Raw genomic sequence first — 26,077 nt, 5'->3', positions numbered from 1 at the left:
ACCGGCTTCAGAACGCTCCTGTCGGTGTCCTCATCGTCTCTCCAGATGGGATATTGGTTGATATCAATGAGGTTGCTGAGTCACTGATCGATTCTGGGGACGATGCGATCGGGACACCTCTCGCGGAGATTTTCCCTCGTTCTGTCGAGGACTCTCTCTTGGTGACGTTTGAAGGCGATTCGCTCACTGAAATGTCTTTCGAGGAGTACTACCCTGATTTGGAACGCTGGCTCGATGTCTCAGTCGCATCTACTGACGAGGGTGTCACGGTCTATCTCCAAGACGTAACGGAGCGGAGACGCTACGAGCAGTCTATTGAACAGCTGCGAACCGAGCGCAAACGAACGGCTGTCATTGAGGACGTACTCTCCGAGATCCTTGCGGAGCTCGTCGGTGCCACCTCCCGCGAGGAGATCGCTGAAACGATCTCCCGCAGCCTCGGCGACGCTGACATCTACGAATTTGCGTGGGTTGGCGAGCGCGAGATTGGGAGCGACGATCTCGTTATCCACGCTGTTGGGGGCGAGGCCGACAAGACATTTGCGGCGGTACGGGATTCGCTTGACGACGATGCAGCGAAGACTCTCGAAGAGCGTGCAATCGAGAGCGGCCGGTTGCAGTCTGCGCAACCACTCGCAGATAACCATCAAGTACCGGAATCAGTCTGGACGGCTGGATTCGCGGACGGCGTTCAATCAGCACTGGCCATTCCGCTCGTGTACGGTTCGAACGTACACGGTGTGGTCGGCGTCTATGCGGCGGGAACCGAGGCATTCTCTGATCGAGAACGCACGACTTTTGAGACATTAGGTGAAGTCGCTGGTTTCGCCGTCACCGCTGCCCGGAATCGGAATCTACTACTCTCCGACACAGTCGCTGAACTTACGTTCGAAGTCGGAGATAACTCGGTCTTATCGAAGCTTAGCCAGTCCCTCGACTCGACGTTGCTACTAGAAGGATTAGTCCCTCATGGGGATGATGCGTTACTGTGCTTCGTCTCGGTCGAGGACGCTGACGTCCGCGCCGTTGAGGATGCGGTGGCTGCTATCGATGGGATTGTCGAGACCAGAGCCATTCGTGAATCCGATTCGGATGGGACTATCGAACTCACGGTACAGGCCTCCACACCACTACTCGCAATCTCGTCCCTCGGCGGGACTATTCGACAAGCGAACTTCGATAGTGGATCCGGCCAACTCGTCGTCGAGCTTCCACCAGACGGCGACGTTCGGCGGATTGCAGATACCGTCAGCCGCGATTACGATATGGAATTTGTTGCGAAGGAGGAACGAGAGCGATCGGTGACGACCGCTCGTGAATTCCGGGACGCGTTAAATGATGCTTTGACTGAACGACAACAGACTGTGCTGCAGACTGCGTACCTCGCGGACTACTTCGAATCCCCCCGGGGAAGTACAGCGGAAGAAGTCGCTGCATCCCTCGACATTACCGGTTCGACGCTGCTGTATCACCTGCGAGCTGGACAGCGGAAGCTACTCGATGCGTATCTTGGCGAGAATACTGAACGATCCGAGGACCGTTAACAATTGACTGCCGCTATTCTGGCCAGATCAAGTGTTGTCATCACTCGAATTGCGCTTCAGGTAGAGAAACACAGACTGGAATGATATGCTTCCAAGGATGCAAGACTCAATATGGCCTTCCAGCAACTATGCGTCGTCGCTGGCTTCGCAGTCATCGTTCTTCTGTTCTGGTCGCCGCTCCTGGCGATTACACGTCTCCGTGAGTTGTTTCGCTGGCCTACCAACTGGCTCGTCGTGAACTATCTGCTCATCGGTGCCGGTATAATCGTGGTACAGTCGTTCTCATACCTCGTCATTATGCTCCTTATCGCAGGGACTGGGACAGTCACAGGGGGTGACGCAGTTGGTATCGTTGGTGGCGTTCTTGCTGCCAATCTACTGTTCCCCGGAGCCATCGCACTTACCGCCCTCCGAATCCTACCTGCACGAGGCTATTGGACGCCCAACGGTGTCGGACTGGGCGGCCGCATCGCCCTCGGAATCGGCGTTATTTGGTATGCCGTCATTACGTCTGTTGGATTCGTTTTTATCGGACTCGTGCTTATGTTCGCAAATCTGCCAACGTAACACCGTCTTCGAAGCAATTATCGAGCGGTGAGTGTCTGGCAGGTCACCTCTCTTCCCGTTCGATTTGGTCGAACTGATCGAGTATGCTATCGTCAGTCAGTAGTCGCCGCGCTCGTTGTTCGAGATGTTCAGCTTGCTCTGGGATCTCTGCGTATCCACTATGCTCACGGCGCTTCTCTGGGCTCATCTCCGCATCGAGTACTGTACGCTTGGCTTCGGCGCTAAAGAATTCCCCCAGCGTTTCGTAGGCGAGAATCTGCCGCTGCTGATTGACCACTGCACGCACATCTTCTCGCTCAACAGGCTTACACAGATAATCGTCGAACGGCATATCCAAGACTTCGACTCCCGGATCGACCGCAGTCACCATAACGACTCGGCCATAGAAGCCCCGTTCGTCGAGTTCCGACAGCACGTCATCACCAGACATACCCGGCATATGGCGATCTAAGAGGACGATATCGATTGGTGAATCCTCGATGATCGAGAGCGCTTCCGCGCCACCGTACGCGGTTTCGACCCCGCAGAATCCTCGGAGTCGCAACGCATACGCATCCGCTACTTCCTGTTCGTCATCAACAACAAGCGCGCGTACGTTATCTACATCGTCGGTTCCGGGCATCTGTTTCGTCTGCTTATCTGGGTGTCGTGGCTGAATCCCTATAACTGATGGGCTTCTCTTCGCAGTTCATCTGCACTCCTAGAGTTGCGGTGATGGAGGAGTCTGCATTCCTAGCACCGCCATCCAGTAGGATAGGGATTCTCTTCAATAGTATGTCCGCCCACCCCAAGGCTCCCCAGTCGAAGCATCCATCCGAACGCACCGAGACCAACGACCTCACGACGGCCGAACTCCTCGATCTCTTCGGAGATGAGTACACTCGACGCGTTTACGAAGTCGTCGCCGAGCAACCGCGGGGGGGTCGTGACGTCGCCGAAGCCGCCGGTGTCTCACGGCCGACGGCATACCGCCGCCTCAACGACCTTCGTGACGCAGGGCTCGTCCGTACTGAGATGACCATCTGTGAAGATGGCCACCACCGAGAACGATTCGAGGCTGTCGCTACCTCGCTCTCGCTCTCTCTCGACGAAGGTGGTATGGATGCGATGGTTCGTGTCGCAGACTAATCCCAAAGCTACGCTCTGATTGTTTCTAATCCAGAAACACGGAACTACCAATTATTATCTGAGTGGTGCATAATCCACATACCCGTCTTGCCCCCAGACGGGTACCCGACTGGCACCCCATCCCCGCCCCCACCCTCGCAACGCGTTTCGGCCCTCCGTTCGGAAACTGCGACGGTTTCCACTTTGTAGTGTGTCACGATCTACTGCCTGAATATAATGGCTGGGACATTTAGCCTGAACCGATCGCCGTTTGATATCATTTTCTATACAACTCAAAGCGAATCATCACCGCGTTCATAACACACGACGAGCAAGATTCACCGGAGAACTCGAAATATGGCCCTCTTGGAGAGACTCGGCGTACTCGCTCTCACCGCTGTTGCGGCCGCTCTACTTGGTTGGACGACTTGGACAGCGTTCCAATCTCGGGAGCGGCCTAGTGCAGAACCGTTCATTTCGCTCCTCGCGGTGCTGACGCTCTGGGCAGTATTCGCGTTCGGCTCTGAACTCCCGGGCGTATCGTCTATAGGGCTGCTATCCGCGAGCTTTTCGCTGGGCCAATTCGGTGCTGCTTTGATCATCCCGGGTATTTGGATTGTCTACGCACTCAGTTACACTGGCCGCGGAACAGGTCTAACGTGGAAACGAATCATTCTGTTCGCCGGCATTGTGATCCCGGTACTCTTGAGTGGCCTTGTAATCGCAGTCGGTCCATCGGAAAGTGCCGTCGAGCGTATGCTTGCACCGTTAATCGGCTGGGAAGTCATGTACGTCTTCATATTGTTTATATATGCGACGTACCTCCTGGTCGATTTCGGTAGCAGCCATCCCCGGATTTCGAACACACATATTGCGGTCGTCGTCGGCGGTGTCTCGGCTCCCTACCTGATTAGCTTGATCGGAAACAATACATCCCTCACGAGCAGTTCAACGATTGGCCTGCTCTTGTCCGGCGTACTCCTTGCCGTGGCCGTACGACGATACCCAGTTATGACTGGCTTCCCGAAGGCCGATTACGTGGCGCGAACACGCGTTGTTGAGACTCTGCAGGAGCCAATCTTTGTCCTCGACTGGGACGACCACATTCTCGATGTCAATAAGACCGCAGCAGAGGTATTCGATAGTCCGGCGGCGACGATGGTCGGTGAGCCGATCCGGTCAGTTGTTGACGGTCTCGAACAGACGCACTTCCCTGTGGGTGCCACGGGAACCGTTGCACTCCAAACGTCCAGAGGCCGACGACAGTTTCAGTTCAGTGTCTCCGCTGTAACCGAATCCCCAGCCGATGACGAGGATAACCCGGTCGCCAGAACGGTGCTCTTCCGAGACGTAACCGATCAGCAAACGCGGGAACAACGCCTCACGGTGCTCAACCGAATCCTCCGGCACAACGTCCGGAATGATTTGGATGTCGTACTCGCGTATGCCGACCACATCGACGACGAGGAAATACAATCGGGGATTCAAGACAGCACGGCTGACCTCCTGGACCTTAGCAAGAAAGCCAGAAAGGCAGAGGAAGTTATGACGGCAAGCACGGATCCGCCGGAAACGGTCGATCTCATACCCATCGCGGAAACGGTCGTCGACCAATTCAGAACCGGCGACAATCCAGGCAACATCTCGCTCACCGGTCCCGACGAGCTACTGATTACATCCCATCAAACTGTGATTCAACAAACGCTCACTGAACTCGTCGACAACGCATTCAGTCACACAGATAGGGACTCACCACAAGTCGAAATCAGCATTCGAGAAGATAGGAATGGAGCAGCCGAAATCGCCGTCAAGGACAACGGGCCTGGTCTCCCCGAACGAGAACAGGAAATCTTGGCGACTGGCACTGAGACACAACTCAAGCACGGGCAGGGGATTGGGCTGTGGTTCGTCAACTGGGCTGTCTCCCAGTTGGGGGGAGACCTTCAGTTCGAGCAGAACGACCCAAAAGGAAGTATCGTCACGATCCGCCTCTACGACACGGCAACCTAAACCGTCCCCGTCGACTGTCAATCATCCTATCGTCATAGAATAGCCACCTTTCACTGAAGGTCGCCAACCGTCAATTGGTCAAATTGATCTTATGAGTATCTGTCAGAACTTTCGAACCCATCCTCCAAGATAGCCGCCGATTGCACTCAGTCCAACGAAATAGGGTAATATCAGGAATAGGGAAATGCTGACAACCGTAACGACGGCAGTCGCCGTCTCGTTGGGAACGCTCACGATCAGCCCGATGCTTGCGACGACGATGACGACGAACAACGGCAGGCTTCCGAACACCCCCGCAAGTGTTCCTGTACCCAGACCGCTCGTTTCCGGATTCCGATTGAGATACCCGGCAGCTAACCCGCCCAGAATCGGTGACAGCGGAATGAAACTGAGGAGCGATCCAATTAGAGCGCCGACTACGCCAAGAACCCAGTTCGGAGTGCTCCGGTCGTCGAGCCGAGCGCGACGGTGAGCGACCACGACGGCGGTCCCAATCAATATCAGCAGTCCACCCGCCGCGAGAAGGCCAATACCACTCCACTGGCCGAGAGCAATGAGAGCGTCAATCGCTTCACCGTCAGTCAATACCTCCGATTGGAACTCCGAACTGTGGACGTAGTCGGTGATATCGGGACGGGTGACGCCGTAGTACAGTGCTGTTCCACTGAGTGCGATGAGGGTGCCAGCAAAGCTTAGAATCGCGCCAATTGCCCAATCAATCGGACGACTGAACGCTATCGCGGTTTTCGCGGTGGCCGGGTTGGATGGCGTATGATCTCCCATACCCGACCTAGCGAGTTCCGTGGTTGTGGATGGTGAGTCCGTGTTTCTCTCTCCGTAACACGGCTGGTGGACTACTGTTCGATACTACGCTTCAGTCAATACCTCCGGTTGAAACCACCATTCTGTAAAATATCCAAGCTCCGCTCGACATTGGCCTTGTGGACTGGAAATCCGACGAACGACACGTCGTAGAATGATTATGACCTATTCGTCTCGGTCGTCCATAGTGAAGTAACAGTATTTACCACCCACCCACCGACACGTCCGAATCCAAACCCGAAGATCGGGGCGACGCACAGGAATAACCCACAGGCGAAGGCCCAGAATATGAATCTGGAAAGTGGCCATCCTCCCATCATACCATTGGCCGCGGTGCTGACCACTGTTATAACGAACAGGAGTACTGCGAGAACACCACCGATGAAACCAGCGCGAAGTCCGGCTGCACCTGAGTCCCCCGAGCGGATTTCTGCGAAGGCTCCTGCGATAAACGCTCCGATCACCATGATACTACCGCCGATGGTCGCCTCCGAGTTCGGCAGCCAGTTTAGAACACCAGCGACTGGTAGCGAGGCTACTGCGCCGATGAGCGCGAATCGCCATGGTGTGGAGAGAGTACGTACGTTGATGGGTGATGGCATATTTATTTCAGGAGTGATTTGAGACACGGATTTGATCACTTGTAAGGCCAAACGATGCGGGGTTCCGTGTCTTCTTCAACGTGACCTATGATATCACGAACTAACGACCGTCGTCCCCGCTAGTCTGTCACCAAGACGTTGCTTCCGCTCCGAAACCACTGCTCCCACAATCCCGACGAGATACAACCCGGGCAGCCAATCGACGAGGCGCAAGACGTTTCGTATCAAGGAGGATCCGAGAGTGAGCGGGGATCCGTCGACGCTCGCCACACGGATATTTACCAATGCTTTCCCGATTGTCTTCCCAAACTGCCACTCGAAGACTGTGTGGTAGCCGAGCGCCAGTACGAACCACAGCCCCAGCGCGATTGACGCAGGAGTACCGGTTAGATTCGTGTCTATGCCTTGTGCCCCGGTTTCGAGTTGTCCCGTGAACACACCCGTGAGGAAGATTGCAACGAACAAGAGTGCAATCCACACAAACGAATCGATTCCGATTGCGACACCTCGAATACCGATGCCACAGTATTCGGCACGATCTGTCTCTTCCATGCCTACTTGGTGCGTAGACTGACAGGCATAAACAACCGAGAGCAGTGTTTCTCTCCCGGAAATGCCGCTGAAATACTATGATTCTGGAGATGCGTTTTCGAACTATGACCTGGATTGATTTCCTTCAAAGACGCGTCTCCGCGACGTGGCAATGCGCTCTCATCGGTGGAATCATCTCACTCCCACTCACAATCGGCCTCTACTGGCTGTCAGGAATGGGTAATGAACTGTCCCTCAATATGGTGTTCGTTGGCGGTCTCATCGCGGGATTCCTCGCCAAAACACGGGTGATTGACGCTAACGGTGCGGCTGCTGGTCTCCGCGCCGGGATTGTCGGAGCAGCACCTGGATTATGGTTTCTCGTCGATGTGTTTGAAGCGTTCACAGTGGTATCGGGACCGCTGTGGTTCCGCAGCGCCGCGCTCGTCCTTGTCATCGGGACAATTGCGGTGGTTCTCTTTGGTCTTGGGGCGCTCGTAGGCTTCCTCGGAGCGAAGGTCGGTGGTTGGCTCGCCGAGAAAGACTTCTTCCAGCAACATTCTTTTCTGAGTAACTAACAGCAAAATAGACCAGCTCCTCGTAGAGGGCGTTCCCGAAGACCTGCGCAAGAAATCCACCGACCACCGTAAAGGCCCCCAACGTCGTCCAAGCGTCATTGAAACCGAGCGGTCGTCCTTGGACGATGGCCGCGAGAGCCCCGACGGTCTGCATACTGAGCCACGTCCCGACCGTGATCGATACGCCGATCCAGAGCCCCTCTCGTTTGATTCCAACATCTCGCGGGCGAAGCCCGCCGAGTCGGAGAATCAGTCCACCGACGATACCCCCGAGGAGCAAGACATTGACCAGAAGCGTGGTTTGAACGAGCCCACCTGTCGCGTCGAATATCGGCTGTACGGCACCGAGAATCGCGTTAACATATAGATTGAAGACCGTTACCGCCGTCGCCGCAGCGACAACAACGACTGTGAGCGTGAACCACGACGCCTCTCGCAGTCTAGCGACGTCAAGTGCCCAAAGCCTACTCCGGAACGTCGTGTTGTCTACTGGCTGTTCGGTCGGCCCAGTCGCCATTGATACTCACTCGTTTCGTTCGTCGACGGCGGGTTCCTTGAGCCCGACTACTTCCCGACCCGGAATCTCCCGATTCGTGAGACGATCTGGTCCGTACACGATCACCAAGAGAAGCGCAATAGCGACTAGCGGAAGCGCTCCAGTAATCTCCGAAAGGAGTGTCAACCACGGGTCGGGAACGCCCCCGGGTGCCATCGCGGCGGTATCGGCCGGGTGGAACACGCCCATCCCGTTGACACCGGCATGGAACACGGCGACCGCGAGGACGCTCCCGCCCGTGCTGTTGTACATCCACGTCCAGAGCACAGAGCCGGCCAAGATCGAGACGATCCAGATGAGTTGCTGGGAGAGCGGCCAACCGCCGTGGGTCGTCGTCGGGTTCAAAAACAGGGGAAGGTGCCAACCGGCCCACGCGACGCCGACTAGTAGGCTCGACACGAACGCGCTATACCTGTCCTGAAGCAACGGAAGGAGAAACCCGCGCCAGCCCAGATCTTCTTGCCCGCCACCCCAGATGGTACCCCAAGCCAACACGAACAGATAGATGCCCACGAACGGGAACGAACCCAGATCAATCGGTCCGCCGAACGCGACGAACAGGAGGACCCCGAGGACGAGGATGACGAAGGGTAACCCGAGTGCGATGACCCACCACTTGAGGCCGATGCGCCAGCGGAAGAACTGCCCAATCCACTTTCGGAGATCGCCATCACTCGCCCAGATGACTACGGCTGCTCCGACCGGCGGTCCGAAGCCACCGAACCCGATGAGTATCGAATGTGTCCACGACGCCTCCATCCCGCTAGCGAGAAGCGCCCCTTGAATGAGCCACGTGAACGCGTACGTGATCCCGAGGAAGGCGGCGATTCGATGCCGGTTGATCCACGCCCGAACACCCGAATCGTGAGCGGAGGCGCTCATCATCTATTCACCTATCCATCTCCGGGTAACGTACTCGCGCCAGGCCTGATCATACCGGAAATAGTCACACAACTCAGATAAATTCTGGGCAGCTTGTTCGCTGCCCGCGAGTTACCCGACTGGAACCATAGCGCAAGGTGCTCGTCCTACCTTGCTGTAGAGTCGCCGTAGTCCGTCGTCGCTTCCAAAATTGCTTTCCTAATTCGACTAATCTGTATTGAGTAATGACTGATCTCCTGATTCACGATGCGGTCGTCGTCACGGTGAATCAAGAGAACCAGATTCTGAAGAATGGCTCCATCCGAGTGACGGACGGAACCATTTCATCGGTCGAATCAACTGAGCCCGCAGATCGGGACCCAACTGCGGAGCGCGTGATTGATGCCAGCGGCAAGGTCGTGATACCTGGCCTCATCGATGCTCATCGTCATACCGATTTTACCCTCGTCCAGGGTCTGTTCAGCGAACTCGACGGCAGTGAACTGCTCAAAGAGGCCTTCGCGTTGTACCACACTGCCGAACCGATGCTGGGAGAATCATTCTTCGAGGCCGCGTGGCAACTCGCGTGCCTACGGCAACTCACCCATGGCGTCACGACCGTCAACGCGATGGACTTCACGCCGGAACTCGGGGCGGAAGCCATCGGTGAGTCCGGGTTGCGGGGTGTGATCGGACCGGAGCTCGCAGACTTCGTCAATCCCGCCCCCGCGGCCGAACAGCTCGCGGACGCCCGTCGATTCATTGAAACCTACCACGACACCTACGACGGGCGTGTCACGGCGAGTATCGCACCGGGCGGTGAGGCCGGCTGTTCACGGAAACTCTGGGAGGGCGTCGCTGAGCTCCGGGCAGACTATCCCGACTTGCGGCTCCACACACATTTGTACGACTCTGCCGAGGCAGACACGATGGCGGCAGGGAGTGGCGCTGACGACCCACTCGACCTGCTCGACCGGTTCGGCCTCCTTGATGAGCGAACGCTGCTAACCCACCTGCTGCACGCTGACCGGGACGACGCGCGGCGAATCGCCGATGCCGGCGCACACGTCCTTCACTGTCCGACTGTGTACAGTTACTTCCAGGCCGGGAAGCGAACCTGGTTCCCGCTCCCGGCACTCCAAGAGTACGGTGCGAATGTCGTCATCGGTCTGGACGACCCGTTCTGGTTCGACTCCTGGGATCTCATTCAGGAAGCCAAACACGCCCGGCTGTTGTCGAATTTCGAGTACGGTGCTCAGCAGTGGTCCTCGTACGACCTGCTCAAAACGCTCACAATCGACGCCGCACGTGCACTCGGACTCGACGACCACGTCGGGAGCCTCGAACCCGGGAAGCGCGCCGACTTCATCGTTGCTGACGTTAACACCCCGCGCCACAAGCCATACAGCAATCTCCCGTCGGTGCTGATGAACTCGGTGACTGCAGGCGATATCGAGACAGTCGTCGTCGACGGTGAGGTCCTGATGGAGGAACGGTCGGTCGAATCAATGGATGTCGAGAGCGTCCGCGCAGCCGCAACACGGGAGCGAGAACGCTTACAGACACATACCGGCTGGGAAACGTCACTTGCAGGCAGTGCACCGCCCGAGAAATCGATCCTTCGGCGCGTCTCCACACGACCATTGCTGCGCGCGATGAAACAATACGGGCGCGGCGTTGTCAACCAACACTTCTGGTGATCAGAACCTCGTACGAACGTCCGGGTTCACATCCTAACATTGTTGCATAGACTTCGTCCAGTAATCTACACTCCCATTGTTGAGTAACGAGAATCGAACTCCGACGCAGTTCTCATCGCCGTCAACGAACTCAGCTATATCGACCTCGCGCGTTTCGCCACCCATCGTGGCCCGAACGACGTAGTGTCCTGGCTCATCGACAGGGTTGTCCACGTTGATGTTTGCAGTATCCGACGTCGCTCCCAACGGGTACGTTTCGGAAAACACCGACTCACCGTCCTCTTCGACGACCACGTCAACTTCGTACTCTTCCTCACGGTCGTTCTGTAACCAAATCCATGCGAGCTGAGGTTGGGGCTGGTTCTCGCCAATTCCAAGACAGCCGCCGAACAGCGAAGTCACACCGAGTAAGAGGAGGGCACGCCGCTTCATGTGGGTACTATCCAGGTTGGATGATTTATATTGATGTCGGACGCTCAACCGGCCATATACCTGTGCTACTATCTCCACTAACCGAAATAGGGGGCAAGCTCAACATTTCTCACTGACGCTTTCAGAACAAGTTCTCGAAATTGTCCGCACAATGTTCGTTCCCGCAGCGTGCCACCGTACCGCTGCTTGAGGGCGAAGAACACGGCCTCTACGATTGACCTCCGGTGATAGGTATCGTCGTTATGGCGGGCGTTATGCGCCATATCCAGCAAAAAGAACTCCCGGTATTTGATTACTGGCTGTTGTCAATCGGGAGTATCGTCAGGATTTGAATGCTAAAGTGCCTGCTCAGAGTCCGAGAACGAACTCTGTCTCTTCAAGCTGGTCAGCACCCCGTTCAACTGCTTCTTTGACAGCGAGTTCGTCCTTCATAATGAAGAACAGGTGGCCGCGGCGTTCCCAATGCGTGACCGAATGTTTGAGAATTTCGGCGTGCTCGGTGTACTTTTCCTTGACAACGCAGAACGATTCCAGATCGTCGACGATCACGGGTTCGAAGTATGCCTCGGTCAGCCGCTCGCGTACTACATCGAGGTCGTCTTGTGGAATTTCGAATCGGTAGGCATCATCGTTATAGTACTCACGGAACTCTTCGAAAAGATCGGTTCGTTCGAAGTACTGCTTGAACAGATACTGACCGTCAATCTCGAAAAGATTGATCCGTTCAGCATCAACATCGAACTGAGGCATCGGTTGGCCTATTCGGGATGGACGACATCTTTGCAGTCCGGACATTCCGCGTATACTGCCGATCCGGAAGCCGTTTCGTACTCGATCAGCAATCGAGATCCCGGGATCTGTGTCCTGCAATGCGGACATGAGCCGATCGGTTGAGTATGGATGCTCATGGGTGATAACCGGGGAACGTGTGACACTGAGGGTGGGGGGAGCAGCCCTCGTCTTCTATTCTAGCGGTAAGATCCATAAACTTCGGCCAAGCGCGGTGAAAGTGGAACTGAGTGGTAAAGTACAGGACGTTGTCTCCACATCTGAAATCACAACCCGGATCAGTACCCCCATTGGAGCGGACACGTTCTCGGGAGGAGCCAGGGAGAAGCGTGTCGGTGACCGTTATGTTAGAGGGTTTTCTCGACGGGGTCCGTTCGCCGGTTACACTGTATTCGACGACCTGTCGGATGGCCAGGTGTCGTAGTTCCTAATGGCGTCCCGCACAAGAGAGAGTCGATACCGGGTGAGGTCCCAGTCGCTCGCGGCCTGTGTGAGTTCGTACGCTTGCTCGGCGGAAACGCCATCGACGGCCGCTCGTTCTCGGAGCATGTCCGGTGAGTCGGCGTCGTACTTGCCTTTCCAGGCCTCTATATCGTCTTTCAACGCGGTGGCCTGCTCCGAGAGTTCCTGTTTCGACGAGTCTTCAAGTAGCTCCTGAATATCTCGGAGACGAGTGTACAGTGGATCCGGATAGTAGTGGCGAGTTCCGTCCTGCTCACTCGTCGTCACGACGCCGAGATCAATGAGCCGGTCTAGATGGTTCCGCGCCGTATTCGGGGAGACGGCCGCCTCCTCGGCGATCCATGAGGCGGACTGAAACTCCGAAAGCGTCATCGTGACTGACGTCACCCGATCGAACGCCGACGTGTGCTCCTCCCACGTCTCCACCCACTCGGGCTCGTCGTCGGACGCGTTTCCGGGCGGCATATGCTGTCATACCCAGTTTAGCACAATAATTCTACTCCACTGCAAATTATTGCGGTTTCCGCAACCGGCACAGTCACAGTTCCTGTTCGAGAATGGCATCGATACGGCTGACGACTGCTGTACAGGAGCCGTTACGGCGCGCAGTTTCTCGCAGTTCATCGAATTGGTTGGCGAGAGCTGTGACGGTCTCCTCAGTGACCGATTGTGGATCAAGCACTGGAACATCTGCGAGATCACCAGGTTCGAGTTTGTCCATCCCTCCGTAGAGGCGGGCATCTCGACGAACGACCTTATCCGCCAGCGAACTGTTCAGATAGGCCAGCAGCGCCTTAACTTGTGTTCGACTGAGCGAGCCATCAGGATAGACCCCGAGATAGTTGTTCACGTACCGGGCGTCGGTCTCGTTGAGCAAGGCGCGGAATCCGGATCGGTACATATACGGGATGAGGATCGGGGGTGGATCTCGTCGATCAACACGATACCACGGTGACCGGGTTCGGATAGTGTATCGACTGGCCAGGGTTGGGTGTTCAACCAGGCCTGACTGTAAGTACGCGACAAGCGATGGTGACGAGGCTGCCTCCGGCGTAAGGATACCCTCAGAGCAGCCGTTTTCGACGGCTTCGATTGTTCGTGGAACTCCGTCGATAGCGTCAAGATGATAGAGCAGCCACACAGCTTCCCCGTTGTCACGATGCCGTTCCCAGTCCTCCTGACGGAAATCCAACCCGTGGACGACTCTCGGACTCGGAGCTAACTGCGACAGATATCGTTCCTTGATCCTGACCTCGTCGATGTCGGCTTGTGAGAGTCTAAAAAAGTCGTTTTCGCCCGTCATGATTCCGCGATGGATCTCCGCAATCTCCGAAAACGGCGTAAGCAAGCTTGTATCAAAATCGAGTGGCTCGAAGAGCGACCGCCAGTTTTCCGCAGGCGTGAGACTCTCCTGCGGAACACAGTTTACGAACCCCCAGTCTCTGCGTCCCTGTTTCCCGTCGCGTACGATTTCCTGAATCGGGATCTTCTCCCATTGATCCTCGACGCGAATGAATCGCGTTTCGGATTCCGCCGTTTCATCTGACACTTCTAGGAACGCGATGAGAACCGTTGTGAGTGCATCGTCAAAGACCGGCCCGTCAGCCAAATCGAACAAGAGCAGAGCCTTGATGTCGAATTCCGCCAGTAAAAACTGCTTCAGCGCGTCACCGTAGTCAGCAGCAAGAAAATTGGGTGGTATCAGAAACGCTGCCCAATTTCCCTCCGTGAGGAAGTCCCTCGTATGATATATGAAGTAGGCGTACAGCGGGGTCGCTGTACTGATCTCAAGTCCAGTCTCCTGTTCTGCTTGCAAATTAATTGATTCTTTGTAGTCTGCAGGGAGCGCTTGGTGCCGGGTGTACGGTGGGTTACAGACGATCGAATCCACATCTTCCGACAAATCCTCTGGAGAGATGGAGAGAAAATCTGCTCTGTGCGGATCGTGAGACTGTCGAGCGAGTGTCAACGCTGTTGAACCCATAAGGAGCGACAGAGGACTGCGATCAATCCCGCTGACATAAGTTGGATCTGTGTTGACACTCCACTGTGGATGATGAGCTGGAGTTGAAAGTCCACCTGCTCCTACTCCAGGGTCAAGGACGGTGTCGTCCTCGTTGGCCGCCCAGGTACGCATAGTCTTCCCGATGGCGGGTGGCGTTCTGAACTGACCGAGAGGCCGCCGCACTTCGTTGGATAGGATTGCTTCATAGAGCGCCCCAATGTCCTCCGCGGGTTGTGTGGACTCCAGTAATCGATCGCGGATCTCGACAACACCTTCAACAGCAGTCTCTCCGGCGAGCCAAATGAGGTCGTCAAGGACGCACTCCTCGAATGCCGGATTACCTGTCTGCGTTCCGGCAGTACGAAGTCCGTCCCGCATGTTCTCCGGAAGTTCCGGAAGGTGCCCGTATCGGTGATGCCACTCGTAGAGAGTGATCTTTAGCAAGATGTAATAAACCGCTTGTCGAGCAAGGGTCGTCTCTGGAAGCCCACCCTCGGTATTGAACCCGTGAAGATCACACCATCCCTCGATTCGGGTTCGCATCGGATCAGGCAAGTCAGCGATGACGGGTGCTACCGTCTCGGCTGTCGTTGTGATGGTATCAATGGTTTCTTCGTCGACAATGGAGCACGTCTGGTAGGGAATAGCGCTCCCTTCACCGTTTGACGAGTACTGGGGTTGTTCAACGGTGATAGGCGACTCGGCGGCGATATCATCCACCCCCGGGATCGTTTGGCTCTCAATGCACGGCGTTCTCAAATCAGAATCTCCAGTGTGGCGGCGGAGGAGATTCGTGGGCCCGAGATCGGTCGCCATTAGGAGATCTCGATTTGCTTTTCGGCCTGGCTGATGATTGATTCCTCATCCATCAAGGTGCGCACGTGATCTTCCATCGCCGCGATCCCGGTTTCCAACTCGACGCTATCCCTACCGAGAACGCGATCTGACACGTACAACTTCCAGTGACTGAGGTCCACGTCAGTTGAGGGCTCCTCTTCGAATTGGAGCAAGTGCGGATGGCCTTCGATCGTGACGACATCCGTATCCAGCACGACATCCGGCAACTCATCGTCAACACTCGTGTACGACTTAATCCAGATCTCTCCGAATACGAAGTCGTGCAGCTCGATCGTAATCTCAAGGACATTCTCCCGGCCTCGGGCCTGAATGTACTCTTCGATGAATTCGTCTAATGGGCGACGAGTTCGACTTTCAGCGAGGAGCCGCGTGACGATTTCCTCAACTGTTTGTTCTCCGGGCTGGCGACGCTTCTCTAGGCGCTTGAGCGTGAACAGCCCTAGCCACACTTTCCTTGGAAGGTCGATCTCATGGTCGTTTTCCGAAGAGAACACTTCCTCGACGAAGTTGTTCCCTTCTCTGTATTTCTTTCTCGCATCACTGTAGATGCACTTTACATCCTCGCTATCAACGGCACTAGCCTCATCATCGGCTAGCCGATTTGTCTCGAATCCCGTTCCGGGGGTCGAATAGAGGAGCGAAATGGCGGCGAACGTCAGGAAATTCGTCTCCTCGTTATCTGCTCTGTGCAGCACCCAAACTTCCGCTTCGAGTTGGGTGAGCGACGTGTTCTCGCTATACGTGCGAATCTGATCTTCGAGTCTTCGATGAAGGATCTGCCCGTAATCCCGTACGTCCGCTTGCCACTCGTTGACTGAGCATTCGGCTTCTCCTTGGCGGTGCGCTGCGATCTGATTCAAGTGCTCGCGTGCGGATCGTAGTCCGCTGTCGATATTCGTCACCATTTGCTTTGCCTCTTGTTTGGTTTTTGCGCCGGTCGAGGTCCAACGTCACCAACGCAGGTGATGACCTCACGCGCTTGAACGGTGGTCCTGGGACCAACCGAATCGTTCACGTGGTTCTGTATCCCTGTCATATGTTCGGCAACCGGTCTATGAGCGTTCCACGTTTAAAGGTTAGTGGCGGAAAATAGCTCTCTCAGCGCCTCTACTGCCTTATTCAGACATTTGAGAGTAATTTAGAGATTGGTGAAGAAAGTATGGTCTGGGACTTCCTAATAATCCATTCAGACCAAAGAGATTCTATTCTGATACTTCTGCTCTCCAGCGTGAACGCGGATTATAACTTGGCGAAGAACATCGGACTACGGTATGTTTGTCGAGGCCATCAGTCGTCTATGCTGATGGGTGCCAGTCAGCTGACTCTGTAGTCTGGAATAATGACCCCGAGGCGGTTCACGTCTACTTCGATGGGTTCGAGGTCTAGCTCACGGACAAGCCCCATTCTCAGACGCGAGCAAAACGAGCGTCAGGGAGGGGTAGTTGGCACGAGATATGACTGTCGGAAAGATTTTGCGACTCGTCACACGACCCCTACATCATGCCCTCCAGACGACGTTTCCTGACAACCCTGGGTGTAGCCAGTACAGCTGGGTTCGCCGGATGCACCGGTATCGGCGGGTCGAAGTATTCGCCCGGAACGGATGATACGACAGAATGGCCGATGCCGGCCTACGACCGCGGGTTCTCCGCCTACAATCCAGATGCCGCGGCACCTCGTGACGAGGTGACTGAACGCTGGGCAACCGAACTGTCCGGTCTTGGACCGTCCGCTCGCCCTGTCGTCGCAGCTGGCCGTGTACTGGTCCCCACGTCCGGCGCACTCGTGGCGCTCGATCTCGAAACAGGAGAAGAACGTTGGCGGCACGGTCAAGAGCAACCGTGGTCGAGCGCTCCTGCCGTCAGGAATGGTACTGTCTACGTCGGATTCGCGGACGAACGCGCTTTTGTTGCGTTAGATGTCGAAACTGGCGACGAGCAATGGCGTCTCGAAACGCGCGGAAGCATCAAAGCCGCTCCCACCTTCGATCATAATTATGACACACTCTTCCTCGGTGACGATACGGGCCGCATCTACCGGATTGACGCAACGACTGGCGACGTCACGCTTCGCGGTGAGGTATTCGGACCCGTGACGGCGCTCGCACAGGGCCGCTCACTCCTGGTCGGGACTGAGAGCGGTGAGGTGTACGAGTTGTTCGTGCACCACGAGGGGTTCACAGGTCTCTGGCGTCGGAAAGTCGACGGATGGGTGACCACCATCACCACCCATAACGGCGACATCTACGTCGGAACCTTCGGCGGGCCCGTCTATCGCCTGCAGGACGGTGCGGATGTGGGATCCAGCCAGTGGGAAGTCGAACACGGACCCACACATCTCGCGGCGACTGGACGGCACGTCGTCGGAAGTTACGGCGGCGGGCTCCAGACGTTTGACGCACGCACCGGCAGTATTGATTGGGAACGAGAGGGGCGCTACGACGCGGCCCCTGCTATCGCTGGTGATACAGTCTATATTGGGGGTGGTGAGAAAGGCGAAAATGGAAACGGGTTCGTCGAAGCCTACGCTCTCTCGGGCGGAACCGGGATCGACCCGCTGACGTTTGGTGGTCGGCGATGGCGTTTCCCGGTCGAAAGCGCGGTCATGGAGGGGCTGGCTGTCGCTGATGGAGCCGTCTTCGCGGTCACACAGGGGTTAGACGAGTCGCCGTCGCGGGTGTATGCGTTGGAGTCTGCCTGACATTCGAAAAGTGGTTCCCGTGTCGATTGGCTGTGAGTAGGATGCGTTCTTCCCGACTACTCGCCGGTGGTTTTGGCTGTTCGTTGAGGAACCGGAAACCAGTCACTACCGTTTCATCCAACGACATCTTCTTACTCGGAACGTCTGTGGTCTAGACGATGCCCTCCCGCAGAGCCCTCCTTTCCGCTCTGACTGCTGCCACGACCGCCGGCGTCGCCGGCTGTGCTGGTCGTGCCTCCGACGTGTTCTCCAACAAGCCGCCTGTCGAAGGTCCCTGTGACGATTCAACAGGACAGTGGCCCACCGCCGGTGGTGATCCGGGCCGAACTGGATGGACGGACACCGCTCCACCCAACCCTGATGCGGATGTCGTGAACGTCCTCGCTGGAGCCCGTACCGATGGCCGCCAACGGCTCGCCTCTTCACTCCCTGTCGTCGCGGACGGCACCGCGTACGTCCCCGCAAGCGGGGGAATCGTCGCCCTCGATTACGATGCCCCCACGGAGGATCCGCTCTGGACTCACGATCTCGACGACGACGCTACAGTCCCCGCACTCGCCTGTGGCGCCGTCCTCGTCCCCAGCTTGAACAAGCTGACTGCGCTCGATCCTGGGACGGGGGAGACGTACTGGCAGGCTGACGTCGGCGGGCACGGCGAGACGACCGTCGCCGCTCTCGACGAAACGGTCTACGTCGCTGGCGTCACGCCCACCTCTCTCGACATCCGTACTGGTGATGTCAAATGGAACGCCAGCGGTGGCGATACGCTTGCTCTGGACACCGACGGCGTCTACACGACGCAGAACGTCAATGGCACTGGCGGTATCTTCGCACACGACCTTGACGGCAAGGAACGTTGGCATCTCGCGCTCGGCAAAATCGTGGGGTCAGCCTCAGTCTACGACGGAACGGTGTTCGTCGCGGATACTCACAGTACAGTATACGCGATCGACGCGTTGACCGGGGAGACGCACTGGTCACGCGCACTTGACGGCGTCAGCAAGATTCACTCAGGACTCGCGGTCCACGGGCAGGACGTCGTCGTACCCGCTGGGACCGGCGAGACGAGCCTCGTTCTTGACGCTGGCTCAGGTGAAACACGGTGGAGCGTCGAGACCGGAATCGTCACCGGTCGTCCCTTGATTGGAGATGCTTGGATCGCGCTGGGCAGAACGAACACCGGTGTCTCAGTCTACGACCGAAAAACCGGCGACCACCGGACTACCTGGTCGCGCGAAACATACGATCTTGGAACGATCAGCGGTCTCGTTCCAGTCGAAGATGGCTTCATCATCCGCGGGGGCACGACATCCGGACTCGCTTTGCTCCGGTAACGGCATCAAATCTCGATGCCAACTCACGTTCTCTGTCGAACCGTGTCTTGCTGCGGTAATCGAACAGTGAGAGGCTGGCTGAACGACGTACCAATCAGGAGGGAAAGACTACGTCGCCTGCAGGCGTTTGGATTCAGTACTGTCATCGGTAGTGTTCGCGGCGGCGACCGTTCGGGCCGTCTCTACCCAACTGTGTTCCGGGAATGGGGCTGGACGCACGCTGTAGGTGTAGCGAGCCTCCCCCTCGTCATCGTCAAGTGTGATGTTGAACGCATAGATGATTCCGTTTTCGACGCCGAGTTGGAGCGATCCTGTGATCGCTGACGGGGCACGGGAGTCGTTCGGCACTGTATCGGCAAGTTGGTAGGTAATGACGGAGACACCGTGGTGTGTCGTCGTGTTAGTCGCTTCCCAGTCGTAGTATCTGAGGATCTCCGTATGCCGACCAATATTTGTGGGAGCGATCTGACCGTATTGACGGTCATACCGATAGTACGCGTTGGTAGCGTTGTCGTAGACGAACGCTGGGTCTGATTCCAACTCTTCGCGTTGGTGGTCATTTGGAATCTGGTCTGCAGGCTGGACGTATGCGTACGTATCCCCATTGCGATAGTCCTTCGCACCGTACCAGAGATCAGAGATCACCGCTCCGGTGGAAGAGTTGATGTAGTAGTCTCCTTCGACACGTCGACGGTTGGGTGGTTCAGTGAAGATGATCGCATATGAATCCCAGTGTGTTCGGGGGGTGTGCAACAGCGTGTTGTCGTCCGCGTCGAGCTTGGAGAAGTTGATATGGTTCGGTCCTACCCCGTCGGGGTACTGTTGATCGGAATTCAGTTGACCAGTTGTTGTCGACGCTCGTGCAGGAGAGTCACTATCAGCACAGCCTGCGAGGGTTAATAGCCCGACGCCGCCAAGTGTGGAGAGGAGGGCACGGCGGTCCATGGCGAACCTCACCTACTAGAGAACAAGTACTTTCTGACTTGTTGATTGCAGAACATCAGACGAGGAGAGACATCACTTGCTATTGTAGCTAAAGTCAGCTTTTTCCACCAGTGAAGTTGTATCGAAGATACCCATGGTCCCTCAATTCGAGAGAATAGTCGTTGCACAGATTGTTCCAAGAAACGAACTATCCACGAGATCTCGTGGGGCAGGCACATATCCCGACAATAGTGTGACATCAATCGGGAATCTCTAATGCCAGGGTTCACGACACGACTCGCAGACGGATGGCACCGTGCTTGGGCACACCTCTCATTAGCGCTAGTCCCCATCGTACTCGCGCTGTTTGATACGAACAAGATTCTCGCCATTCTCCAATTCGACGGCGGTCACATCGGATTCAGACTTGGTCTCCCGATTTCCGTTGTCACGATCTGGCTATTCGTGAGTGTTCCAAATTCTGGTGTCGCCGTGAACACGGGGATTCCATTGGACATGCTGCCGATCGCAATCGTCACAGTCCCGGTGTTGCTGGTTGTACAGGCAGTACTGACGGCCGGGTACTTCGGAAGTATTCGAAACGTTCTCAATAACGAACCATACGGGTTCGTGGCAAGTTGCAGGCGGTATTTCATTCCGTTTCTCATCATTACGGTCTTGCCATTCCTCTTCCTGCTGCCAGTCGCGCTGGGAGTCTTCGGAGCAAGTGTTCTAACCGGTGGCTTCGGCGCGGTGAGTATCGTACTCCTCCTCGTCGCGCTGGTTGGCTTCCTGATTGCAGGCTACCTGTTCTACGCCACACCGTATCTGATCGTCCTCCGAGAGGAAGGCATCGTCGACGCCGCTCGGCGTTCCTACGGACTTGCAATCCAGTGCAGACCATATTTCGCATACGCGGTTGGATTTGCATTATTTGCCCTCGGCGTATCACCGATCGCAACCGCACTAGTCGTGAACATCCCAGTTCTCGGTCTTCCGATTGGAATCATCGGAGGCGGGATCCTTGGCCTAACAGCGAATCTTACGACGATGCGTTTCGTGGCGGACATCGACTCTGGATCGGTAATCGCTCTCTCGTGGGAGAATGAAGTAGACGAACAGGCGGACTAGTACAGAGCAGCGAAGCGGTCCTCCATCACGATAATGACTATGGGTGAACTCAGAGAGGCGGCAACCAAATTATGGAATGACAGGCTGATGAACCCGAAAACGAGAACAACGTGGCCAGCGAAAACAAGCGCCTTTCCGGGGGTGGTTCCTGCTGGAGTATTCCCAATGAAATTTAGCGAATGGCCAAGAACAAGGAACATCCCGCCGCCTATTGTTCCGACCACACCTTCGATCTGGAACTCATCACTCATCGCTTCATCTCTGATACACGGTTGCAAGGTGGCCAGATAAGGATACGGTAGATAAGCATTTCCACAAGGATTGCTTGTTCAATTTCTCCTTGACGACTTATCTACATACGGCCCGTACGAGCTGTATGGCCGTTCCCGCTGAAGTTGAGTCCCTTATCGCAAATTCCCCCGTGAGTGTCCATCTCGGTACCACCGTCCACGACCGACCCTATGTCGCACCCGTCTGGTATGGCCATTGAGACGGGGGCTGTACTTCATGACAGGTGGGAAAAAGCTCGAAAACGTTCGCCGTAATCCCCGAGTTGCTGTCTCGATCGAGGATGCTCGCGGTGGTGATGTCAAGTGGAACGTCACGCTACTCGGCCGGGCCACGGTCCATGAGGATCCCGGTCGAATCGACTGGGCGTCCGAGTGAATCTACGACAAGTATGATGACGAAGAAGTAGTGGGAGACGACGGTAATGACGACGACACAATCGATTCTGACGACGGTGCACAGTCAGATGGCGGCGAGTCAGACGATCCGGAAACAGACTATGCACTCGTTGAAGTCACCATCGGCTCTGCGTAGTGGAACGTCTACGAGTGACTGACGTTTGCGCTCGGCGACCGATCCGTCGAAGTTGTCCAGACACATTTCACAGACTGCCCCTCAATAATGGTGTGAGGCACGTAAGCGACCAAACAATCGAAAAAGCTGGCAGCAGCGCGTAATTACAGGCGGGTTTTGACTTATCGGTACATTTCTTATGAAACCTGTTTACTTGACGACTATGGAAACATCCGAATCCACCCGTGACGATCGAGGATGTCCGAAATGCGGCCACACAGAAACCGACGTTGGAACCATCTCAACGACCGGTGGCGGTCTCAGTAAGATGTTCGATATTCAAACGAATCAGTTCAAAGTCGTCTCGTGTACGAACTGCGGCTATTCGGAACTCTACCGTGACGACACGCCCGGGACCAGTGATATTGTAGATATCTTCCTGGGGTAATCCTCGGCGATACGAATGGCCGCAGGTATGTTTCTTGTCGTCTTGTTCGTACTCATCGGAATCGGTGGTGGTCTCCTCCTGTATGTACTCGTTCGAAGCGAACACGATGATCGTCAAGTGATGCAGCGAGACCAAGCGGAACGAACCGCTCGCCGGGATACCTCCGATGACGAACAATAAGTGCGATCCGTATACACTCCTCCGGCTACACGACGCCGAATGGAACCAGCGCAGCGAGAATGCGGAGATCGGCTTCGGTCAGCATCGTACTGTGCAAGAATAGCGAATTTATATATAAAAAGATCCGCTACTACTGCATCCACTCGGCCGGTCGCAGCACCATGAAACAAGCGGGCAACATTATGACTGCACCAGAACGAAAACAAAGAACGTGGGATCGCTGCCACCATACGGGGGTGAACAGCTCACAGGCCAGTGGAACACGGCATCTCAAACGAATCCGTTACGTCGAAACTCATCGGAGTTCCAAGTGAATCAGCTGAGACGGACCGAATTTCGCTTCTGTGATGGCGGCTGTCAGTTGTAGTGGTAGCTGAGGACGATGACAGCTACGAGGAGGACAAGGGTGACGGGTGCGTCATTCACCAGGTGGTCGAACCGTTGGTCTGGGAACCGTGGGTTGGAATCGTCGATGTGGATCTCCCACTGGTCCGAGTATTCGATGACGTGGGTGCTGTCTTCCTTCCGGTCATCACGGTAGGAAGCCTGTGCATTCTCGTCTTGCATCCCGTTCGCGGGGTAATGCTCCTTGAACCGTGCCGGCAGCGACGGAACCTCGGTCTTCGGCACGTCCATCTTCGACTGGTCGGATCGGCGTAGCGCCTCCTCGTACGGTTCAAAGGGGTGCTCATGCACGTGATACCGTTCTTTGAGCAACCCCTGTCTGTTACTTCTACTCATCTCCCTATCGTTATACGTCCACGTATAAAAGCGGTCTAACAGTTAACCGCAGTCATGCGATTCTTCCTTCATCTAACCCCAATAATGGTGAATTAGTCGGGGTTACAGGTCGCGGGGCTGGACGGTTCGACGGTCGTTCGCCTCAGCTCGACGTGCTGCATCCTCTAGCAGCTCTTCGACTTCCGCGTCAAGCGCATCGTAGAAGTCGGCCGAGACGTTGTTTCCTTCGAGCGCATCCTTCACTGCGGATTTCACGATCAGGTCCGTCATGACAGTTCCTTGGTTCTCTGCCTCGGCTATAAAGAATTGCTGAAATAGTCGGGTAGAGCGTCAAACTTGCTCATTCCGAGTATGGTGCTTGGTAGAGTCGCGCCCTCAGCTGGTGAGATACCAGCCGAATAGCAACGGAGAGACGAAGAGCGTCAGTGGGACGAGAATCCAGACCTGGCCGGCGAAGACGTTGTACTGACCGAGCGTGACGGAGACCGGAGTGTCCTCTAGGTAGCCGACCAGAAATTCGAACCCGACAGTCAGTACTGCCCAGCCGAGGCCGACAAGCAACAGTTCCGCCCGTGTGTAGGCGATTCCTGTGTTCGTGAAGTAGAGGAAGGCGATGACGAGGATAGCGGCGACGAGGATGACGGTGCTGACGACGTGTCCCGGGTAGTCGCCGATTCGGGGGATGATGACTGTTTCCCGGAACACGCCGTTCGCCACGGCGACGACCGCCATTAGCAGCCACAGGCCGAGCGGATAGAGAAAGACACGTGGTCGGACCAACGCATCTGCATTCGGGAGCGTCTCGGAAGGCATCCTGTCGACGTTCGCCTGACGAGGTGAAAAAGGTGTGTCGCGGTCAGCGACTGTCCCATCTGACCGAACGTCAGTCGCCTCACGGTCCCGTTTAAATCAATCCTTGATGAAAACGATCTTTGATACTGGTTGACCGGCAAGCAAGTGGCTAAAATCCCCATATGAGTCATAGGTGTGTTGAAGGTTGTCTGCATCGAATCCAGAGATGATGGCAGAACTCATCATCACGACCACGGATAGTCTTGAGGGTCACTCTGTTACCGAGTATCTCGGTGTCGTATCCGGCGAAGCAGTCATCGGCGCGAATGTCGTCAGCGATATCGCAGCCGGAATCCGGGACGTTGTCGGCGGACGGAGCGGCTCCTACGAGAAGAAAATCGAGACGGGACGACGAGAAGCGATCAACGATCTCGAAGCTGAAGCGGCAGACCTCGGCGCGGACGCTGTTATTGGAGCCTCATTCGATTACGAAGAGATGGCCGAGGGGATGCTCTGGGTCAATCTCTCTGGAACTGCAGTTAAAACGCGGAGTGAATAACGTCTCGTGCCGAGGGATTCTGTAACGCCGACAAGCCAGAACCCCTTTTGCCTGACGGAGGACTGAGACGGTATGCGACTCGTTTCTGCTGCTGTTCTCGCGCTGGTTATTCTGATACCGCTCGCTGGCTGTAGCGGTATCTTCGGACCGACCGCCCAGGAACCGTCCACGTTCGCACCAGGCGTGTCGAACGAACGCGTCACGGATGCAGCAACCCTCGCGGCAGCCAACCGCGCAATCCTGCAGAACACCTCCTATACATACGTCCGTAACTACACCCAGCGAGTCGATACCGAAGGGTATCACTACGCGGTCAACCACGACACTCGCGTGTGGGTTGGCGCGGACGGCTCGTTCCTCTATCACCACCGCGGCGTCGTCACCGGCGGCGAACATCCCTCGGAGCATATCGACGGCGTCTGGGCCAACGGCAGTATCGCCGTAACGCGGACGATTAACGTCCGGAATGGATCGGTCACGTATACGCGCTACCGGCCACCCGAACCGTACTCGGCAGCCAACGCGACACACAACGATGTTTCGAGAGCACTCCGCGGAGCACTCGTCACAACTACATGGAACGAATCGGGCACCGCATACCGCCGCGTTCACGCTAATACATCGGAGACACGCCGCTGGCAGGCATCAAACGGGACGGCCGTGAACCTCACGACGAGACGCACTGCCACGGCAACCATCCGTGAGGATGGTCTTGTGTCGTCGCTCAACACGACCGTTTCCGGTGATCGTCCGCTGCCCGTAGCCGCGAACGACTCGATCAGATCGAACGGCCGACCGATCGCTCACTTCCGCGATCAAGCCAGCGTTCGATACCGGGAACTCGGAACGACGGACATCCCCCGTCCTGACTGGGTAGACGAAGCCCTCGCAGCGACTGACGGGCTTTCGTTCGGACAGACAACGGCTCCGCGACTGCGGAATGCGAGTAGCTAGCAACCGGCCATTACGTACCCGAATACGAGGCACTCTACGATCAGCACCCTTCCGGACGGTGCGAGGAAATCGTCCATCTCTACAAGGCT

28 protein-coding genes and 2 pseudogenes are annotated in these 26,077 nt (G+C 56.2%); 14 read left to right on the top strand and 16 right to left on the bottom strand.

Annotated features, from left to right (window positions below; genetic code table 11):
- Window positions 1-161: 161 nt before the first annotated feature.
- Window positions 162-1,544, top strand: coding sequence for a bacterio-opsin activator domain-containing protein (locus ACERIT_RS05290; RefSeq protein ID WP_373673794.1), 1,383 nt, complete (start codon window positions 162-164; stop codon window positions 1,542-1,544).
- Between the two features lie 111 nt (window positions 1,545-1,655).
- Entirely contained in the window at window positions 1,656-2,111 is a 456-nt protein-coding gene (locus tag ACERIT_RS05285; RefSeq protein WP_373673793.1) for a hypothetical protein, read from the top strand.
- A 43-nt stretch (window positions 2,112-2,154) separates the two neighbouring features.
- Here ACERIT_RS05285 and ACERIT_RS05280 read toward each other — a convergent pair whose 3' ends face one another.
- Complete coding sequence (locus ACERIT_RS05280) at window positions 2,155-2,733, bottom strand: response regulator transcription factor (protein ID WP_373673792.1); 579 nt, start codon at window positions 2,731-2,733, stop codon at window positions 2,155-2,157.
- A gap of 152 nt (window positions 2,734-2,885) precedes the next feature.
- Between ACERIT_RS05280 and ACERIT_RS05275 the strand changes: the two genes are divergently transcribed.
- Both ACERIT_RS05275 and ACERIT_RS05270 read left to right on the top strand, forming a co-directional pair.
- Window positions 2,886-3,239: an ArsR/SmtB family transcription factor gene (locus ACERIT_RS05275; RefSeq protein WP_373673791.1), complete on the top strand. Its 354-nt coding sequence runs from the start codon at window positions 2,886-2,888 to the stop codon at window positions 3,237-3,239.
- 336 nt (window positions 3,240-3,575) lie between these two features.
- Window positions 3,576-5,228 (top strand): ATP-binding protein, encoded by a 1,653-nt coding sequence (locus tag ACERIT_RS05270; RefSeq protein ID WP_373673790.1) that lies wholly within the window; start codon window positions 3,576-3,578, stop codon window positions 5,226-5,228.
- A gap of 102 nt (window positions 5,229-5,330) precedes the next feature.
- On the opposite strand, the gene ACERIT_RS05265 is transcribed toward ACERIT_RS05270, so the two are convergent.
- The 3 genes from ACERIT_RS05265 to ACERIT_RS05255 all read right to left on the bottom strand — a co-directional run bounded on the left by ACERIT_RS05265 (window position 5,331) and on the right by ACERIT_RS05255 (window position 7,204).
- Complete coding sequence (locus tag ACERIT_RS05265) at window positions 5,331-6,011, bottom strand: DUF5518 domain-containing protein (protein WP_373673789.1); 681 nt, start codon at window positions 6,009-6,011, stop codon at window positions 5,331-5,333.
- 197 nt (window positions 6,012-6,208) lie between these two features.
- Window positions 6,209-6,652: a DUF5518 domain-containing protein gene (locus tag ACERIT_RS05260; RefSeq protein WP_373673788.1), complete on the bottom strand. Its 444-nt coding sequence runs from the start codon at window positions 6,650-6,652 to the stop codon at window positions 6,209-6,211.
- Window positions 6,653-6,745: 93 nt separating this feature from the next.
- A complete protein-coding gene (locus ACERIT_RS05255) occupies window positions 6,746-7,204 on the bottom strand; it encodes an RDD family protein (RefSeq protein ID WP_373673787.1) in 459 nt (152 codons plus the stop codon).
- Between the two features lie 104 nt (window positions 7,205-7,308).
- Between ACERIT_RS05255 and ACERIT_RS05250 the strand changes: the two genes are divergently transcribed.
- Window positions 7,309-7,761, top strand: coding sequence for a DUF5518 domain-containing protein (locus ACERIT_RS05250; protein ID WP_373673786.1), 453 nt, complete (start codon window positions 7,309-7,311; stop codon window positions 7,759-7,761).
- Between the two features lie 523 nt (window positions 7,762-8,284).
- Here the strand turns inward: ACERIT_RS05250 and ACERIT_RS05245 are convergent.
- On the bottom strand, window positions 8,285-9,199 hold the full coding sequence (locus ACERIT_RS05245) for a CPBP family intramembrane glutamic endopeptidase (protein WP_373673785.1): 915 nt from the start codon (window positions 9,197-9,199) through the stop codon (window positions 8,285-8,287).
- 224 nt (window positions 9,200-9,423) lie between these two features.
- On the opposite strand from ACERIT_RS05245, the gene ACERIT_RS05240 reads away from it, so the two are divergent.
- On the top strand, window positions 9,424-10,878 hold the full coding sequence (locus tag ACERIT_RS05240; protein WP_373673784.1) for an amidohydrolase family protein: 1,455 nt from the start codon (window positions 9,424-9,426) through the stop codon (window positions 10,876-10,878).
- Between the two features lie 33 nt (window positions 10,879-10,911).
- Here the strand turns inward: ACERIT_RS05240 and ACERIT_RS05235 are convergent, their stop codons facing one another.
- The 6 genes and pseudogenes from ACERIT_RS05235 to ACERIT_RS05210 form a co-directional block, all read right to left on the bottom strand.
- Window positions 10,912-11,310, bottom strand: coding sequence for a hypothetical protein (locus ACERIT_RS05235; protein WP_373673783.1), 399 nt, complete (start codon window positions 11,308-11,310; stop codon window positions 10,912-10,914).
- A gap of 77 nt (window positions 11,311-11,387) precedes the next feature.
- Window positions 11,388-11,612 (bottom strand): annotated as a pseudogene (locus ACERIT_RS05230) (IS5/IS1182 family transposase); the annotation flags it as partial.
- 46 nt (window positions 11,613-11,658) lie between these two features.
- The gene (locus ACERIT_RS05225) at window positions 11,659-12,060 is read right to left on the bottom strand and encodes a hypothetical protein (protein ID WP_373673782.1); all 402 of its coding nucleotides are present in this window, start codon (window positions 12,058-12,060) and stop codon (window positions 11,659-11,661) included.
- Window positions 12,061-12,480: 420 nt separating this feature from the next.
- Window positions 12,481-13,026: a winged helix-turn-helix domain-containing protein gene (locus tag ACERIT_RS05220; protein ID WP_373673781.1), complete on the bottom strand. Its 546-nt coding sequence runs from the start codon at window positions 13,024-13,026 to the stop codon at window positions 12,481-12,483.
- A 73-nt stretch (window positions 13,027-13,099) separates the two neighbouring features.
- Window positions 13,100-15,382, bottom strand: coding sequence for an Eco57I restriction-modification methylase domain-containing protein (locus tag ACERIT_RS05215; RefSeq protein ID WP_373673780.1), 2,283 nt, complete (start codon window positions 15,380-15,382; stop codon window positions 13,100-13,102).
- Window positions 15,382-16,329 carry a hypothetical protein gene (locus ACERIT_RS05210; protein WP_373673779.1) on the bottom strand — a complete coding sequence of 316 codons (948 nt, stop codon included), beginning with the start codon at window positions 16,327-16,329 and terminating at the stop codon, window positions 15,382-15,384. Before ACERIT_RS05210 ends, ACERIT_RS05215 begins: the two co-directional genes overlap by 1 nt.
- A 317-nt stretch (window positions 16,330-16,646) precedes the next feature.
- On the opposite strand from ACERIT_RS05210, the pseudogene ACERIT_RS05205 reads away from it, so the two are divergent.
- The 3 genes and pseudogenes from ACERIT_RS05205 to ACERIT_RS05195 all read left to right on the top strand — a co-directional run.
- Window positions 16,647-16,810 (top strand): annotated as a pseudogene (locus tag ACERIT_RS05205) (RNA-guided endonuclease TnpB family protein); the annotation flags it as partial.
- A gap of 114 nt (window positions 16,811-16,924) precedes the next feature.
- Window positions 16,925-18,124, top strand: coding sequence for a PQQ-binding-like beta-propeller repeat protein (locus ACERIT_RS05200; RefSeq protein ID WP_373673778.1), 1,200 nt, complete (start codon window positions 16,925-16,927; stop codon window positions 18,122-18,124).
- A gap of 158 nt (window positions 18,125-18,282) precedes the next feature.
- Window positions 18,283-19,458, top strand: a complete 1,176-nt coding sequence (locus ACERIT_RS05195) for a PQQ-binding-like beta-propeller repeat protein (protein ID WP_373673777.1) — start codon at window positions 18,283-18,285, stop codon at window positions 19,456-19,458.
- Between the two features lie 108 nt (window positions 19,459-19,566).
- Here the strand turns inward: ACERIT_RS05195 and ACERIT_RS05190 are convergent, their stop codons facing one another.
- Window positions 19,567-20,403, bottom strand: coding sequence for a hypothetical protein (locus ACERIT_RS05190; RefSeq protein WP_373673776.1), 837 nt, complete (start codon window positions 20,401-20,403; stop codon window positions 19,567-19,569).
- 255 nt (window positions 20,404-20,658) lie between these two features.
- Between ACERIT_RS05190 and ACERIT_RS05185 the strand changes: the two genes are divergently transcribed.
- Window positions 20,659-21,513, top strand: a complete 855-nt coding sequence (locus tag ACERIT_RS05185) for a hypothetical protein (protein ID WP_373673775.1) — start codon at window positions 20,659-20,661, stop codon at window positions 21,511-21,513.
- On the opposite strand, the gene ACERIT_RS05180 is transcribed toward ACERIT_RS05185, so the two are convergent.
- Window positions 21,510-21,764: a hypothetical protein gene (locus ACERIT_RS05180; RefSeq protein WP_373673774.1), complete on the bottom strand. Its 255-nt coding sequence runs from the start codon at window positions 21,762-21,764 to the stop codon at window positions 21,510-21,512. The genes ACERIT_RS05185 and ACERIT_RS05180 overlap by 4 nt on opposite strands.
- Before the next feature lie 256 nt (window positions 21,765-22,020).
- On the opposite strand from ACERIT_RS05180, the gene ACERIT_RS05175 reads away from it, so the two are divergent.
- Together ACERIT_RS05175 and ACERIT_RS05170 are read left to right on the top strand one after the other, a co-directional pair.
- Window positions 22,021-22,179 (top strand): pyridoxamine 5'-phosphate oxidase family protein, encoded by a 159-nt coding sequence (locus ACERIT_RS05175; protein WP_373673773.1) that lies wholly within the window; start codon window positions 22,021-22,023, stop codon window positions 22,177-22,179.
- Window positions 22,180-22,537: 358 nt separating this feature from the next.
- Complete coding sequence (locus tag ACERIT_RS05170) at window positions 22,538-22,762, top strand: zinc ribbon domain-containing protein (RefSeq protein WP_373673772.1); 225 nt, start codon at window positions 22,538-22,540, stop codon at window positions 22,760-22,762.
- Between the two features lie 537 nt (window positions 22,763-23,299).
- Here the strand turns inward: ACERIT_RS05170 and ACERIT_RS05165 are convergent.
- From ACERIT_RS05165 to ACERIT_RS05155, 3 genes are all read right to left on the bottom strand, one after another.
- Window positions 23,300-23,683 carry a hypothetical protein gene (locus ACERIT_RS05165; protein WP_373673771.1) on the bottom strand — a complete coding sequence of 128 codons (384 nt, stop codon included), beginning with the start codon at window positions 23,681-23,683 and terminating at the stop codon, window positions 23,300-23,302.
- A gap of 102 nt (window positions 23,684-23,785) precedes the next feature.
- Window positions 23,786-23,953: a DUF1931 domain-containing protein gene (locus ACERIT_RS05160; RefSeq protein WP_373673770.1), complete on the bottom strand. Its 168-nt coding sequence runs from the start codon at window positions 23,951-23,953 to the stop codon at window positions 23,786-23,788.
- A 105-nt stretch (window positions 23,954-24,058) separates the two neighbouring features.
- Window positions 24,059-24,496 carry a hypothetical protein gene (locus ACERIT_RS05155; protein WP_373673769.1) on the bottom strand — a complete coding sequence of 146 codons (438 nt, stop codon included), beginning with the start codon at window positions 24,494-24,496 and terminating at the stop codon, window positions 24,059-24,061.
- Window positions 24,497-24,704: 208 nt separating this feature from the next.
- Here ACERIT_RS05155 and ACERIT_RS05150 point away from each other — a divergent pair, with 208 nt between their 5' ends.
- Together ACERIT_RS05150 and ACERIT_RS05145 are read left to right on the top strand one after the other, a co-directional pair.
- Window positions 24,705-25,034, top strand: coding sequence for a YbjQ family protein (locus tag ACERIT_RS05150; protein WP_373673768.1), 330 nt, complete (start codon window positions 24,705-24,707; stop codon window positions 25,032-25,034).
- 72 nt (window positions 25,035-25,106) lie between these two features.
- The gene (locus ACERIT_RS05145; RefSeq protein WP_373673767.1) at window positions 25,107-25,988 is read left to right on the top strand and encodes a hypothetical protein; all 882 of its coding nucleotides are present in this window, start codon (window positions 25,107-25,109) and stop codon (window positions 25,986-25,988) included.
- The last annotated feature ends 89 nt before the right edge of the window (window positions 25,989-26,077 follow it).

The organism is Halopenitus sp. H-Gu1, assembly GCF_041821145.1.
In the GTDB taxonomy this organism is placed as follows: Archaea; Halobacteriota; Halobacteria; order Halobacteriales; family Haloferacaceae; genus Halopenitus.
The sequence above is the reverse complement of the archived record's forward strand: the minus strand, read 5'-3'. Positions and strand labels throughout refer to the sequence as shown.